The sequence below is a fragment of the Geovibrio sp. ADMFC3 genome (genome assembly GCF_054687035.1).
On sequence record NZ_BAAFZG010000002.1, the window covers coordinates 147487 to 162511 of the forward strand.

Consider the following 15025-nt stretch of genomic DNA (forward strand, 5'->3'; position numbering starts at 1 on the left):
GAGAAAGTGAGCCTTGTTGTGATGAAATTCGGTGGAACCAGTGTGGGCTCTATCGAACGAATTAAGAATGTCGCCAGAATTATTGCAAAAAAGAAGGATCAGGGGCATGACGTTGTTGTGACTTCCTCCGCCATGTCAGGCGAGACGGACAGACTGATCGGTCTTTTAAAGGAAATTGATAAGGACTACGATTTAAGAGAGTACGATGCCCTTGTTTCCACGGGCGAATCAGCAAGCTGCCCACTCGTTGCTCAGGCGCTTATTTCGATGGGCTATAAGGCTGTTTCTCTTTCAGGGATCCAGATAGGCATGGAAACGGATCAGGCGCACTCCAAAGCCCGTATAATGAAAATTGACGGCTCAAGAATTAAAAAAGAACTCGCAGACGGTAAAATCTGCATAGTTGCAGGCTTTCAGGGCTTTAATCCTGTTACAAATGACATTGCGACGCTGGGCAGAGGCGGTTCAGATACCTCTGCAGTGGCTATTGCAGCGGCAATTAAGGCTGATGTCTGCGAAATATATACAGATGTTGACGGTATATACACCGGCGACCCAAGAATTGTGAGAAAAGCTAAAAAGCTTGATAAAATCAGCTATGACGAAATGCTTGAACTTGCCTCCCTCGGCGCAAAGGTGCTTCAGTCAAGAAGCGTTGAGTTCGGCATGAACTATAATGTTGACATAATGGTGCTTTCATCCCTTGAAGACAAACCCGGAACTTTGGTTACTAAGGAGGACGACGAAATGGAGCAGGTAGTAGTAAGAGGCGTAGCAAGCGATAAAAATCAGGCTAAAATTACAATAAAAAGCGTGCCGGACAGACCCGGTATCGCTGCAACTATATTCACAAGACTTGCAAAAGAGGCAATAAATGTTGACGTTATAATCCAGAACGTCAGCACGGAAGGAAACACAGATCTTTCCTTCACTGTATCTAAAACCGACCTTAGCCGTTCGCTCACGGTTTGCAGAGACACTGCAAAAGAGATAGGAGCGAAGGAGGTTCTGGCGGACGAAGACATCGCAAAGGTTTCCATAGTGGGAGTCGGCATGAGAAGTCATGCAGGCGTAGCCGCTAAGATGTTTGAAGTCCTCGCCGCAAACAGCATTAACATACAGATGATTACCACAAGCGAAATAAAGGTATCATGCGTTGTTGATGAAAAATTTGCGGAACTCGCAGTTAGAGTTCTCCACGAGGCTTTTGTAGAGGATTAGAATGACTAAAGTCGATATATATGACACCCTCCTGAGGGATGGAACTCAGGCTGAGGATGTCAACTTCACGGTTAAGGATAAGGTAAAGCTCGCTGAAGCTTTCTGCGATTTTGGAATACGGTTTATAGAAGGCGGATGGCCCGGCTCGAACCCAAGAGATATTGAGTTCTTCAAGGCTATTAAGAAATCTTCTGCTCCTATTGACTGTATTGCCGCTTTCGGCAGCACCAGAAGAGCAAAAAGAAGCTGCGAGACAGATGAAAACCTTCAGGCTCTCCTTGAGGCAGAGGTTCCTAACCTGACTATTTTCGGGAAAACATGGGATCTGCACGTTAGAGAGGCTCTGAAGCTTTCTCTGGATGAAAACCTTGAGCTTATCCACAGCTCCGTGAGCTATCTCAAGAGCAAGGTAGACAGGGTGTTTTATGATGCTGAACATTTCTTTGACGGCTATAAAGCCAACAGGGAATACGCCATAAAGACACTTCTCGCCGCTAAGGATGCGGGAGCAAACTGCCTTGTTCTCTGTGATACCAACGGCGGAACTATGCCGGACAGCCTGGTGGAGATCATCGAAGATGTTAAAAAACATGTCGGCGATTATCCGCTGGGAATACACTGCCATAACGACAGTGACTGCGCTGTTGCCAACTCAACCCTTGCGGTTAAGCACGGTATCACGCAGGTTCAGGGAACAATGAACGGATACGGTGAAAGGTGCGGGAATGCAAACCTTGCATCGGCTATTCCCAACTTACAGCTTAAATACGGTTTCGAGTGTGTTCCGGCGGAGAACCTCAAAAGATTGAGAGTGCTTTCCCGCCTTGTAAATGAACTCGGCAACCTTAAGCATAATATCCATCAGCCATATGTAGGACGTTCTGCCTTTGCTCACAAGGGTGGGGTGCATGTAAGCGCTATTATGAAAAACTCACGCACTTACGAACATATAGAACCGGAGCAGGTGGGCAATACCCAGCGTGTTCTGGTTTCCGACCTGTCAGGCAAAAGCAACCTCATATACAAGGCTAAAGACTTCGGGCTTGATATAGACAGCAATGACCCTGCTATAACCGAAGTGGTGGAAAAACTGAAAGAGCTTGAAAACAAAGGCTTCCAGTATGAAGGCGCAGAGGCTTCCTTTGAGCTTCTTCTGCGTAAGGCTATGGGCGGTTTTGAGCCTTTCTTTGACTCTCTGAATTTCAGAGTTATAGATGAAATGAGAGAGGAAGAGGGCAGCACCATGGCGGAAGCCACTGTAATGATTGAGGTTCAGGGCGAAACAGAACACACGGCAGCTACCGGTAACGGTCCTGTTAACGCTTTGGACAATGCAATCAGAAAGGCTCTTTCCAGATTTTACCCTAACTTAAACGGCATGACCCTTGCCGATTACAAAGTGCGTATCCTCACCACCGGAACAGGTACACAGGCTCTTACCAGAGTGCTTATCGAGTCCAAGGATGATAAGGACACATGGGGTACTGTCGGCGTTGCTCACAACATTATTGAGGCGAGCTATCAGGCGCTGATCGACTCCATAGAATATAAACTTCTTAAAGATAGGGAGAATGCGTAAAACACTTGAAACTTGAATTTTTTGCTGTATAATAGTGTTGTTAAGTTAGTAACAAGTAAAAGTTAAATAGAATCTTGCCCGGCTATCTCTATGCTTTATCCCTCCTCCCCCCTTAAAGCATATAGCCGGGATTTTTTTTCTCCGCTTTCAATCAATCCGTGGCAATTTACTCTCTTAGGGTGTATTTTCTTATCATAAGACAATAAAGTGTGATTTAACTTTAAGGAGGTTTCAAGTGGACGAACTTAAAGACTTTTTTTATGCAGGTCTCGGTGCTGCTCTTACTGCAAAGGAAAGAATGGAAAAAGACCTTGAAGAGCTGAAAGAAAAAGGAAAAGGCGGCAAAGAAGAATTTAAACAAAAATATGAGGAAGCTAAAGCCAAAGCCAAAGCTTTTGAAGAAGAATTCGATAAAAAACTGAAAGAAAAGGTAAAGAATATTCTCTCCGAAATAGGCGTTGCTACCAAGGAGGATTTGGCAGAGCTTAAAAAGCTTATTGAAGAGAAAAATAAGTGAAATCAGGTTTTTTAAGCCTGTATTCCCCGGTGAGAATCTACCGTGTGTTCATGGTTCTTCTCACCGTTTTTCTTATTATAAAGGACAGGAAAAGTTTTCTGCTGATGAAGCCTCTTAACCCAAAGAGGCTGAAAAACTATATTTATGCACTGGGTGCAAGTTTTATCAAGCTGGCACAGGTTTTGGCCACCAGAGCCGATTTTTTCACGGAAGAATACCTTGAAGAGCTTCGGGATCTTCATGACGATATCCCGAAAATGAGCGAAAAGGACTTCTGCGCTGTTTATAAAAAAGCCTTTGGTGAGAAGAAACACTTTACAACATTTCTTGACGCCCCCATTGCCAGTGCATCCATAGGGCAGGTTCACCATGCAGTGCTTACTGACGGAACAGAGGTTGCCGTAAAACTGAGAAGGCTTAATATAGAGAAGGTTGTGAATGCGGATATCCGTATTCTGAGTTTGTTTAACAGGCTTTTTAAACCTTTGTTCTCTGAATATACAAAAAACTCCGTAGAAGCTGTTATCGCTGAATTTACAGATATGATCCGCAAAGAGGTTGATCTCTATACAGAACTTCTTAATCTGAAAAAATTTATAACAATGTATCCTGACAGCGGAATCAGGTTCCCAAAACCGTATGAGAAATACTGCTCCTCTGATGCTCTTGTGATGAGCTTTGAGCATGGGTACAGATTTGATGACAAAAAAGTTCTTGCACGCCTGAATATCAGCATAAAAGACATAATGGGCAAGCTGATTTATTTTTATACGCAACAGATGCTTGTTAAAGGCTTTTTCCATGCTGATCCGCATCCGGGCAATCTTTTGGTAACGACAGAAGGTGAGCTTATCCTTCTTGATTTCGGCATGGTAAAAAGAATCAGCGAATACACCAGAAGATCAATAATAGAGCTTATTAAATCCGCAAATGAAAGGGACTTTGAAACATATGTGCGTGCATGTAAAAAGCTGGGTATTATTGCTGCGGATGCCCCTGATGCCTTGCTTCAGGACGCGGCGGAAAGGATGTTTAACATTTTTTCTGATGATACGTTAGATGCAAAAAGTATGCAGGTTCTTGCTTTTGAGGTTCTTAACACTGTTAAGGATATGCCGTTTAAGCTTCCGCAGGAGGCGATCTACATAATGCGTGTCAGCTCAATAATAGAAGGGCTTGGGACAACATACATAAGCAACTTCAATGGCATAAAGGATATTCTGCCGATTCTGAAAGAAAATCTGCCAAAAGCCCTTGGATTGGATGAACGAATATTTGATCAAATAAAGGGTGAAGTCATGGAATTACCCATGACGTTTAAGAAAATCAAGAAAATTATCAACAGCATGAGCGATGATTCTCTTGAAATAAAGCTCTCAAGGGAGAGTATAGACTATATAAGAGAACGTTCCCGCATATATTACCGTCCGCTCGCTTATGGTATTCTAACTATGATTACAGGCTTTTTTATTGTGTTTCTGGGTTTTGAACACAGTCCGCTCATCGGCAGTATTGTATTCGGTGCAGGGCTGGTTAAGGTTATCTTTACTATTTAAAAATCTTTGCCTTTCTTTACATTCATTTTTTACTGTTTTCTTGAAATAAAATAACAGTGTGCTATAATATTAATCATAAGCGCTGCACTTGCGGTGCTTTTTTATTACATGCTTTTAAAACATACGGTGGTTACTGAATGGAACAGAACAGCGTTTTTGAAAAATTGAAATCAGCAGTAATAAAAGCGCAGAATGAGCTTGATCTGCCTGATTATATTGCGGACTCTGTTATGGAAATAGCTTCAAGACCCACATTCTTTGCATCTAAAACCAATATAGTTTCTGATTTGGCTGATATGGTTCTGGACTATCACACCTATGCCGAAGCCTGCTGTGAAAGGCTGGGAGCATCTGCCAGTGATATTCAGTATGTTGTAGATTACATAAAGTCGAGTGTAAGAGGCAGCTAGACAAATTCTGTAAGCCCTGCTTTCGTCATTCTCACAGATTCGCCCAGAAAGTTTCTGATTTTGAAAAAAGCGTCAATCCCTGTGCAATGTCCTGTCAGGATGGTATCTATTTTTTTTGGTTTCAGGTATTCCGCAACCGAAGAGATCTGGTTTGCTTCTGCTCTGAAAAGATGGAACCCTCCTACAAGGGAGCGTATTCGCAAGCCGGGGAACAGCCTTTCAGTGTGTTCAACTATGTTGGTTATTCCGCAGTGAGAACAACCTGTGACTATTACTAAAGCATCCTCGTCAATGAACGCAAGAAACAGCTCATCATCAAATGGATCTTTCTTAAACTCTCCGTCTGACTCAACAAACAGATTCTGATCCGCTGAAAATTCAGTATATCTGGGTATGTCACCGCAGAGGAAAACATTTTCTGCTATTTCGGTTTTTCCTTTTATTTTGGTTATGTTGTAGAGGTTTTCCAATTCATTCTCTGTTGAATCAAAGCCTATGAAGCTGAAGGAACCGTCAACATTTCTTTTCATGTGTCTGTTGAATACATTATGATGAGCGTACAGACTGTCTGCCAGAGCAGCGCCTTTCTTCATAGCTTGGATGAGACCGCCTGTGTGATCGTAATGTCCGTGGGTTATCACTGCAATGTCAAATTTTTCTTTCATACCCAGAGCATCCATGTTATGTGCCAGCGCCATTCCTTGTCCTGTATCGAGAAGGATGCGCTTGCCGGCGGCCTCAATAGCACAGGAAAAGCCGTGTTCGGAGCAGAGATTCATCGTGTCTGTATAGTTGTCGGCAAGAATCGTGATTTTTATCATATTAAACTATAGCTTATTTTTCATTCATGGCAAAGGGGAAGGGCAGGGTGTAGGTTTAAATTATCATAAAAAAAGAGCGCCCTGAAATCAGGGCGCCCCGTGAAAAGTCTTGCGGAAGTTGACTTTTTACGCGTCGTAATACAGGAAGAATTCGTGGGGGTGGGGTCTGCTGTTAACAGACGTGATTTCTTCCCTTTTCCATTCGATCCATGAAGAGATAACATCTTCAGTGAAAACATCCCCTTTAAGAAGGAATTCGTGATCTTTTTCAAGAGCATCAATAGCTTCACCGAGAGATGCAGGCATCTGGGGAATAGCTGAAAGCTCGATAGGATCAAGATCATAAAGGTTTTTATCCATAGGCTCGCCCGGATCAATTTTGTTCTGTATGCCGTCCAGACCTGCCATCATCATTACTGTGAACGCAAGGTAGGGGTTGCATGTGGGGTCGGGGAAACGTACTTCAATTCTTTTCGCTTTGGGCGAAGCAGAGTACATAGGTATTCTTATGGATGCTGATCTGTTTCTTGAAGAGTAAGCAAGGCTTACGGGAGCTTCAAAGCCGGGAACAAGACGTTTGTAGGAGTTTGTTCCGGGGTTAGTGAAAGCAGCGATAGCCTTAGCGTGTTTAATTATACCGCCGATGTAGTAAAGACCCATTTCACTCAGTCCAGCGTATGAATCACCTGCGAAGAGGGGTTTACCGTCTTTCCAGAGAGACTGGTGGCAGTGCATACCGGAACCATTGTCTCCGTAGAGGGGTTTGGGCATGAAAGTAGCTGTTTTGCCGTACTGACGTGCAACGTTTTTAACTACATATTTGTATTTCATGAGCATATCAGCCATTTCAACCATAGGAGCAAACTTTATGTCAATTTCACACTGACCGCCGGTTGCAACTTCGTGGTGGCTGTTTTCTATAACGAGACCAAGCTCTTCCATTTTCAGAACCATTTCAGCTCTGAGGTTAGCCAGAGTATCTGTGGGCTGGCAGGGGAAGTAGCCTTCTTTCGGTCTTACTTTATAGCCAAGGTTATTGCCTTCGTCTCTTCCTGTGTTCCACTCGCCTTCGTCAGAGTCAACAAAATAGAAGGCTTCGTTTTTTCCGGAAGAATACTGAATGTTATCAAATATGAAAAATTCTGCTTCAGGTCCGAAGTAAGAACTATCAGCTATGCCTGTGCCTTTCAGGTAGTTGATTGCTTTAATAGCGATGTTTCTGGGGTCTCTTGTGTAACGTTCTTTGCTGATAGGATCAAAAACGTTGCAGGTTACAACCATTGTAGGAATGTCCATAAAAGGGTCTACAAAAGCGGTTTCAGGATCAGGAAGCAGAATCATATCACTGTTGTTGATGGCCTGCCATCCTCTGATACTAGAGCCGTCAAACCCGAGACCTTCCTCAAAGAAGTCCTCTGTAAACTGATGGCTGGGGATAGTGGTGTGCTGCCACGTTCCGAGGAAATCGCAGAATCTGATATCTATCAGTCTGATTTCCTGTTCTTTGATAACCTTGAGCAATTCCTTAGCTGTCATGTTGCCTCCTAAATTCTATGGAAAAAGACCCCCGCTTAAAGGGCTTCTTCCCCTGTTTCTCCAGTTCGTATTCTCACAATCTGGTCAATTGGTGTAACGAAAATTTTGCCGTCACCGATGCGTCCTGTTTTGGCAGACTCCATAATGATATTTACGGCGTCGTCTACCATTTGATCAGGAAGAACTACTTCAATTTTGATTTTAGGGATAAAATCAATAACATACTCTGCTCCTCTGTAAAGTTCGGTATGACCTTTCTGTCTGCCGAATCCTTTAACTTCGGAGATAGTAATGCCTCTTATCCCAACTTCGGTGAGCTTCTCTTTAACATCGTCAAGTTTGAATGGTTTGATGATTGCTTCAATCTTTTTCAAGTTCAACCTCCGCGTATTATATTAAAGCAATTACAGTGCCAGAAAATATACGGCATCTGCTTTTATTCATTTTTGTAAGGTTTCAGACAAAATGAGCCTTGCCAGTGTCGGCTTAGGAGAATTCCTGAGTTTTTAAAATCTCCCACACTTACTCATAAAAAAGCACTTTTGAGCTGCTGAACGGATTATTGGCGGTTAAAAACTGACCAACAGGTGATTAATTCTTAGCCAGCTTTGCGTCTATGAGCCTTTTTCTTTCTATGAGAACAGAAGTATCCCTGCCGAGTTTTCCGTATGCCTCAATCATAATTGCTAAATCTCTGGATATTCCAAGTGTCCAGCCGTATGTGCTGTCGATTACACGGGCTTTTTCTGCAAGCTCACAGGATTTCTCCGGTTCAGAATCCGTTAAGTTTGCGGCAATAAGCCTGTACAGTCTGACTTTTGAGTCAGGGTTTGTGTTTCCACCATCAGCATAGGAGAGCAGGTCTGAGTATTTACCAGTTTTCATGAACTCTGCTATCAATGAAAAGGGTTTTTCAAGATCGTCGGTATTTTTGATGCTGTCACCGGCAAGAAAAGATATGATAAGTTTTTCATCAACGCATTCTGCAAGCTCAGAATATGCAGACGCTTTTGCAAGCTCATCAGAGGATGCCTCCTGTTCGGCAAGAACATATTTTGTTATGTAGAGGCGGGATATATTGCAGACGGAATCCATTCTCTGAAAAGCGTCAAGAGCTTTATAAAAGGTGATGTCAGCCATTTTGCTGTCACCTTTGTAATAGTAAGATGAGTAGTTTTTATGCAGTGATGATGCGTATATGTACTCGGCAGAGCTTTTCGGCTTATCTCCACAGGCTGCCGCAGCAAGGCAGAACAGTATCAGCAGGGTTATTCTTTTCATGGCAGCTTCACCTTTTCACCCGTAACCACAGAACCGTCATTGAACGGCCATCTTTGTTCGAGGTTATGCAGAATCCGGTCGGATGTCTTGAGTATGGAGTCCGCCTGACTTTTGATTTCGGTGATGTTGTCTGTAGCTTCGGCTATATCACCCGAAATTTCATTTGCGTTGTCTATTGTGGGCTGCGCACTTTCCACAGCGTTCTGAATAGACTGAATACCTTCTTTAAATGTTTGAAGGGCGCTGTTAAGTTTATCAATGGACTCGTCGGTCCGCTCGACCTTGTTATTAACATTTCCTGCTATATCATTAAGCTGAGTCTGGAGTATTTCAATACGGCCGACTATATTCTGAACTTCATTTTTGATATAATCACTACGAACAAGATAGCCCACTGAGCCGGTTTTGTTATGAAGGTCATCCCCCACATCTCCGAGACCGCTGAAAAATCTGTCTATATTTTTACTCTGGTCTTCAATCGTCTGGGTAATGTTTGCGACATTGTTAACGATTTCCTTAACATCATCTATAACTGGCTGCGCCTGCTCTATAAGAGCCGCCAGACCGCCTTCTCGGATAAGGTTGAAGGAGGTGCCGTCCTGTATTTCAAGTGAATCAGGCGAGCCGCCGCTGAAGACTATGAAGCTTGAACCGATAATGTTCTGTGATGTAAGCTTTGCTGTTGAGTCCTGTTTGATCCATTTGGTGTACTGTTTCGGGATTTTAGTGTGAAGAACAACATTTCCGTCTTCCATAAGCTCAACTTCGTAAACTCTGGATATGGTGAACCCTGCGTACTTCACAGGCATGCTTTTTGTGATTCCATCGCCTGAGTCAGTGAGGATTGAAACGTTAATTTTAGGCATAAAGAGCTTTTTCTTAATGGCAAAGGTCACCAGAATAGCAGCCATCAGTGCGATGGATATTATTACAAAAAGTCCTACCTTGAGTTCGAGGTTTGCAAATTTATTTCCAGCCATAAGTCAAAGTCCAGCTCCGTATAGTTTTCAAGATCCTGAAACAGATATCTGTGGTTTATATGATCGATAATAACCGAATTATCCCTTGTTTCACAACGTAAAAAATCCTTAAACTTTTCTTCATATTCAGCAGCGTACATCCTTCTGGGGCTTATTATGATTATCCATTTCGGCTGAAGGTACGTTACCTGAAGATACTTTACCATAAGTTTTTCAAAATCCGTGAGAAAGTCCGGTCTGGTATCAATGATATGAGGCATTTCCAAACGTTTCAGGTCATTTTCTATCATTTTTCTGCCTTCTTTAAGGCTCAGATTAAAGTGGTAGCTGGCGGGGAGTATAATATTTTCAAAAACAGAGAGGTTGCCGATTATCGGGAGCCTGCTCGTTACAATTCCTATATGCTCCGTTTTAGTTAATTCAAGTATCTGGTCAAGCCAGCGCTCTTTCTGGGCTTCGCTGGTGTAGTATATAAATGTGTTTGTCATAAATACATCCCCAGCATTATTGTGAATACCTGTATGAGTATGAAAGCGTAAAACAGTCTCATCATCCCCCGGAGGAGAGCAATGGGAATTTCTGTTACTGCCGCTTTTGTTTCCAGAGCAGTATAAATAGGTATGCTCATGAGGGCAAAGCCCAGGAAGAAGACTTTTATCAGGAAGGTAATGATATCAAACAATTCCAGATTATCAAATATTGTGGTGAGCATGTAGTCCAGTGACATATCCTGCAGAAAGCTCAGAATAAAATAGCCGCCCAGCAGAGATACGCACACAAATATAGTGGAGAGAGCCATCATACAGATAACTCCTGCGGCAATTCTGGGCAGGTACAGGTATTCATAAGGGTCTATGGAAAGCGACTGGAGAGTGTCTATCTCCCTGTTCATTTTCATCAAGGCTATTTCAGCCGTGACAGCGGTTGCAGAGCGCAGCGCAAGAAGTATTGAAGTGACAAGCGGCGCTATCTGATTGAAAGAGATGACAACCATTATTCTGCCGAGCTGGTCTATTCCGCCCACAAGATCCGCAGCCTGCATCAGCGAGCCGACCATAGCAACGCCTATAATGAGCGAAATTGCAATATAAACAGGAAGAATCTGAACGCCTGTAAAATAGATCTGCCTGACAAAAACCAGAAAAACAGCAGGGTTGAAGAGTTTGAATTTAATGAGGGTTTTTAAAACCTTGTTTGAGAATATAGTGAAGCCATGAAAAAAAACGGCAATATCTATAAAATTACGACCAATCTTTTTAATAAATGTTTCCATACAAAATTATATTAAATCTTTTATGAAAATCAACCAATATCATTAAATCGTTTTAATTCACTATTAATATTTTTTATGAAAAAGTAACTGGAAGCTTGATTATAAAACGGTTGACGCATTTTTGAATTATTGTTATAAACTTTAGAAGATTTAAATTAGGTCTATTATTCAGGTTATATTCTGCAACCGTAAGGATCTTGTCAAATACTCAAAACCAAGGAGGAATAATGGCTAACAGAAGAAAAGTCAACATCGACGGCAATACCGCTGCCGCCCATGTTGCCCATGCAACCAATGAAGTCATAGCGATCTACCCCATAACTCCCTCTTCCGTAATGGGCGAAATTGCAGACGAGAAAAGTGCCGTTGGCGAAGTCAACATATGGGGCACAGTGCCCAGAGTCGTTGAGCTTCAGTCAGAAGGCGGAGCCTCAGGTACTGTTCACGGCGCACTTTCGACCGGCGCACTCACAACTACCTTCACTGCTTCGCAGGGCCTTCTTCTTATGATTCCAAACATGCTGAAAATTGCAGGAGAGCTTACTCCTACTGTTTTCCATGTGAGCGCGCGTGCCATCGCTACCCACGCTCTTTCCATTTTCGGAGACCACTCCGATGTTATGAGCTGCCGCCAGACAGGCTGGTCAATGCTCTGTTCAAACAATCCTCAGGAGGTTATGGACTTCGCTCTTATCTCTCAGGCGGCATCTCTTGAGGGCAGAATCCCTGTTCTCCATTTCTTCGATGGTTTCAGAACTTCCCACGAAATCCGCACCACAGAAGAACTCACACTCGAAGATATGAGAGCAATGATCAGTGATGAGCTTGTGCGCAACCACAGAGCCAGAGCGCTTACTCCTGACTGTCCCACTATAAAAGGTACTGCACAGAACCCTGACGTATTCTTCCAGAGCCGTGAAACGGCTAATAAATATTACTCTGACTTCCCTGCTATTATGCAGAAACAGATGAACAAGTTTGCCGACCTTACGGGCAGACAGTACAACCTTGTTGACTACTTCGGCGCTCCGGATGCTGAAAAAATCATCATCATCATGGGCTCAGGCGCTGATGTTGCTGAAGAAACTGTCGAATACATGACTTCTCTCGGCGAGAAAGTCGGTATAATAAAAATCAGACTTTACAGGCCTTTCCCCCTTGTTGATTTTATAAATGCTATTCCTAAAACAGTTAAGAAAATGGCTGTTCTGGACAGAACAAAAGAGCCCGGCTCAATCGGCGAACCCATGTATCTTGATGTACGTACGGCAATCGGCGAAGCTATGCAGAAAAAAATCTTCAAATTTGAAGGTTATCCTGTAATAGTCGGCGGAAGATATGGTCTTGGCTCAAAAGAATTCACTCCCGCTATGGTTAAAGCTGTTTTTGACAACCTTGATAAAGAAGATCCTATGAACGGATTCTCTGTAGGTATTGAGGATGACCTCAATAAAACAAGCCTTCCTTACGACGGCGGCTGGTTGACTCCCAGAGACGGCGTTTACAATGCTATGTTCTTCGGTCTCGGTTCTGACGGAACTGTAGGCGCCAACAAAAACTCCGCTAAAATTATCGGAGAATACACTGATAATAATGTTCAGGCGTATTTTGTTTATGACTCAAAGAAAGCAGGTTCTATGACAACTTCGCACCTGCGTTTCGGCAAAAAGGATATTAAAAGCTCATATCTTGTTCAGGAAGCTGACTTTGTTGCATGTCACAACTTCTCATTCCTTGATAAGTATGAAATGCTCAGATTCCTCAAACCCGGAGGAACATTCCTTCTTAACAGCCAGTTTGATAAGGATACTGTTTGGGCTCACCTTCCTGAAATAGTCAAAAAACAGATTATTGCTAAGAAGGCGAAATTCTTCGTTATTAACGCTGTTGATGCTGCAGAGAAGATAGGTCTCGGCTCAAGATACAACGTTATCCTTCAGACAGCGTTCTTCAAAGAATCAGGAATTCTTCCCTTTGAAAAAGCGAAGGAAGCGATTAGCGATGCTATCAGAAAATCCTACGGAAGATACGGTGAAAAGGTAGTAAACATGAACCTTCAGTCCGTTGAAGCCGGTGCCAACGAGCTTTATGAGGTTGATTACTCCAAAGAGGATCAGCTCGGTGTTAAGGATAACGAAGTTATTCCTTTCCCCATAATAAATAACTGCGTGACTGATAAAGACGCCACTCCCTTTGTTAAAGATGTTACAAGCGTGCTTGTAGCTAACAGAGGCGATGAAGTACCCGTTTCCAAACTTCCTGTTGACGGTACTTTCCCCACAGGGACAGCCAAATTTGAAAAACGCAATATCGCCATCAATGCTCCCGTTTGGGAAGAAGAGCTTTGCATTCAGTGTGCTATCTGCTCATTCGTATGCCCCCACGCTGCTATCAGGACTATGGTTTATGACCCTGCCGTTCTCGATAAAGCACCTAAGGCATTTAAATCAGGCGATGCCAGAGGAAAGGATTTCGCAGGTATGAAGTTTACTGTACAGCTTGCTCCTGAAGACTGCACAGGCTGCGGTGCATGCGTACACAACTGCCCTGCAAAAAGCAAGACAGATCCTTCAATAAAAGCTATCAATATGAAACCTCAGCATGAAATCAAGGATCAGGAAGCGGAAAACTTTGCGTTCTTCCTCACAATCCCTGAACTTCCCGTTGAGAAATACAACAAAAACTCACTCAAAGGCAGCCAGCTTTCTCCCCATATGTTTGAATTCTCAGGCGCTTGCGCAGGATGCGGTGAAACCCCCTATGTTAAGCTGCTTGCACAGCTTTTCGGTGACAGGGCTATAATCGCTAACGCAACAGGCTGCTCATCAATCTACGGCGGTAACCTGCCCACCACTCCCTACACTACAAGATGTGACGGAAGAGGTCCGGCATGGTCCAACTCACTGTTTGAAGACAACGCTGAGTTCGGTTACGGAATGAGACTCACTGTTGACCAGTTTGAGCTTCAGGCTAAAGAACTTATGGAAAAACTCGGCGACAAGCTTGATAAGGCTCTTGTTGCTGAAATCCTCAACGCAGAGCAGAAAGACCAGCTTCAGATTGAACAGCAGAGGGAAAGAGTTGCCAAACTTAAAGCTTCCCTTGAAAAAATCGGCTCAGAAGATTCCAAAAACCTTATATCCCTTGCCGATTACCTTGTTAAGAAATCCGTATGGATTCTTGGCGGTGACGGATGGGCGTATGACATAGGTTACGGCGGTCTTGACCATGTTCTCGCAGCTACAGAGAACATCAATGTGCTTGTGCTTGATACTGAAGTTTACTCCAACACAGGTGGTCAGGCTTCAAAATCAACACCTATTGGTGCTGCTGCTAAGTTTGCTTTCTCCGGTAAAGTGCCTGAGAAAAAAGACCTCGGCATGATAGCCATGACATACGGTCACATATATGTTGCCAAGGTATCCCTTGCAAACCCTGCGCAGTGTATAAAAGCATTTGTTGAGGCAGAGCAGTACGATGGTCCTTCAATCATTATTGCTTACTCACATTGCATTGCACACGGTATCGACATGTCAAGCGGTGTAGATGCTCAGAAAAGGGCTGTTAACTCCGGCTACTGGCCTCTGTTCCGTTTCCACCCTGACAAATTTGAGGCAGGTGAAAACCCCCTCACTTTCGACAGCAAAGATCCTTCTATGAGCCTGAAAGACTTCATGGCTACAGAAAACAGATTTAAAGTTGTCCAGAAAATGTTCCCCGAAAAAGCAAAAGAGCTTGCTGAAGTAGCGGACGAAAAAGTAAAACGCAGATTCTCCATCTACAAACAGCTTGCTGAAAAGATGGATTGCAGCAAATAATACCTTAAATATCAAAGCCCTTCGGAAATTCCG

The 15025-nt window shown here is 43.3% G+C and carries 13 protein-coding genes; 6 read left to right on the forward strand and 7 right to left on the reverse strand.

Features of this window, described 5'->3' with window-relative positions:
* Positions 1-6: 6 nt before the first annotated feature.
* The 5 genes from ACYRYY_RS00950 (at position 7) to ACYRYY_RS00970 (ending at position 5283) form a co-directional block, all read left to right on the forward strand.
* Positions 7-1221, forward strand: a complete 1215-nt coding sequence (locus ACYRYY_RS00950) for an aspartate kinase (protein WP_460213618.1) — start codon at positions 7-9, stop codon at positions 1219-1221.
* A gap of 1 nt (position 1222) precedes the next feature.
* Positions 1223-2800 carry a citramalate synthase gene (cimA, locus tag ACYRYY_RS00955; protein ID WP_460213619.1) on the forward strand — a complete coding sequence of 526 codons (1578 nt, stop codon included), beginning with the start codon at positions 1223-1225 and terminating at the stop codon, positions 2798-2800.
* A gap of 235 nt (positions 2801-3035) precedes the next feature.
* Entirely contained in the window at positions 3036-3317 is a 282-nt protein-coding gene (locus tag ACYRYY_RS00960) for a hypothetical protein (protein ID WP_460213620.1), read from the forward strand.
* Positions 3314-4873: an ABC1 kinase family protein gene (locus ACYRYY_RS00965; protein WP_460213621.1), complete on the forward strand. Its 1560-nt coding sequence runs from the start codon at positions 3314-3316 to the stop codon at positions 4871-4873. Before ACYRYY_RS00960 ends, ACYRYY_RS00965 begins: the two co-directional genes overlap by 4 nt.
* 137 nt (positions 4874-5010) lie before the next feature.
* Complete coding sequence (locus ACYRYY_RS00970; protein ID WP_460213622.1) at positions 5011-5283, forward strand: GSU3529 family protein; 273 nt, start codon at positions 5011-5013, stop codon at positions 5281-5283.
* Here the strand turns inward: ACYRYY_RS00970 and ACYRYY_RS00975 are convergent.
* From ACYRYY_RS00975 to ACYRYY_RS01005, 7 genes are all read right to left on the reverse strand, one after another.
* A complete protein-coding gene (locus ACYRYY_RS00975; RefSeq protein WP_460213623.1) occupies positions 5280-6104 on the reverse strand; it encodes an MBL fold metallo-hydrolase in 825 nt (274 codons plus the stop codon). The genes ACYRYY_RS00970 and ACYRYY_RS00975 overlap by 4 nt on opposite strands.
* Positions 6105-6230: 126 nt before the next feature.
* Positions 6231-7640 (reverse strand): type I glutamate--ammonia ligase, encoded by a 1410-nt coding sequence (gene glnA, locus ACYRYY_RS00980; protein ID WP_460213624.1) that lies wholly within the window; start codon positions 7638-7640, stop codon positions 6231-6233.
* Between the two features lie 35 nt (positions 7641-7675).
* A complete protein-coding gene (locus ACYRYY_RS00985; protein WP_460213625.1) occupies positions 7676-8014 on the reverse strand; it encodes a P-II family nitrogen regulator in 339 nt (112 codons plus the stop codon).
* A 217-nt stretch (positions 8015-8231) separates the two neighbouring features.
* Complete coding sequence (locus ACYRYY_RS00990) at positions 8232-8921, reverse strand: hypothetical protein (protein WP_460213626.1); 690 nt, start codon at positions 8919-8921, stop codon at positions 8232-8234.
* Positions 8918-9901, reverse strand: coding sequence for an MlaD family protein (locus ACYRYY_RS00995; protein ID WP_460213627.1), 984 nt, complete (start codon positions 9899-9901; stop codon positions 8918-8920). The genes ACYRYY_RS00990 and ACYRYY_RS00995 overlap by 4 nt, the downstream gene beginning before the upstream one ends.
* Complete coding sequence (locus ACYRYY_RS01000) at positions 9862-10389, reverse strand: hypothetical protein (protein WP_460213628.1); 528 nt, start codon at positions 10387-10389, stop codon at positions 9862-9864. The genes ACYRYY_RS00995 and ACYRYY_RS01000 overlap by 40 nt, the downstream gene beginning before the upstream one ends.
* Entirely contained in the window at positions 10386-11174 is a 789-nt protein-coding gene (locus tag ACYRYY_RS01005; RefSeq protein ID WP_460213629.1) for an MlaE family ABC transporter permease, read from the reverse strand. The genes ACYRYY_RS01000 and ACYRYY_RS01005 overlap by 4 nt, the downstream gene beginning before the upstream one ends.
* Positions 11175-11401: 227 nt before the next feature.
* Here ACYRYY_RS01005 and nifJ point away from each other — a divergent pair, with 227 nt between their 5' ends.
* Positions 11402-14992, forward strand: coding sequence for a pyruvate:ferredoxin (flavodoxin) oxidoreductase (gene nifJ / locus ACYRYY_RS01010; RefSeq protein WP_460213630.1), 3591 nt, complete (start codon positions 11402-11404; stop codon positions 14990-14992).
* The last annotated feature ends 33 nt before the right edge of the window (positions 14993-15025 follow it).

Excerpts from the sequence above, each read along its gene's own strand:
- cimA (WP_460213619.1), top strand. The coding sequence starts at position 1,223 with ATGACTAAAGTCGATATATATGACACCCTCCTGAGGGATGGAACTCAG.
- ACYRYY_RS00970 (WP_460213622.1), top strand. The coding sequence starts at position 5,011 with ATGGAACAGAACAGCGTTTTTGAAAAATTGAAATCAGCAGTAATAAAA.
- ACYRYY_RS00975 (WP_460213623.1), bottom strand. The coding sequence starts at position 6,104 with ATGATAAAAATCACGATTCTTGCCGACAACTATACAGACACGATGAAT.
- glnA (WP_460213624.1), bottom strand. The coding sequence starts at position 7,640 with ATGACAGCTAAGGAATTGCTCAAGGTTATCAAAGAACAGGAAATCAGA.
- ACYRYY_RS00990 (WP_460213626.1), bottom strand. The coding sequence starts at position 8,921 with ATGAAAAGAATAACCCTGCTGATACTGTTCTGCCTTGCTGCGGCAGCC.
- ACYRYY_RS00995 (WP_460213627.1), bottom strand. The coding sequence starts at position 9,901 with ATGGCTGGAAATAAATTTGCAAACCTCGAACTCAAGGTAGGACTTTTT.
- ACYRYY_RS01000 (WP_460213628.1), bottom strand. The coding sequence starts at position 10,389 with ATGACAAACACATTTATATACTACACCAGCGAAGCCCAGAAAGAGCGC.
- ACYRYY_RS01005 (WP_460213629.1), bottom strand. The coding sequence starts at position 11,174 with ATGGAAACATTTATTAAAAAGATTGGTCGTAATTTTATAGATATTGCC.
- nifJ (WP_460213630.1), top strand. The coding sequence starts at position 11,402 with ATGGCTAACAGAAGAAAAGTCAACATCGACGGCAATACCGCTGCCGCC.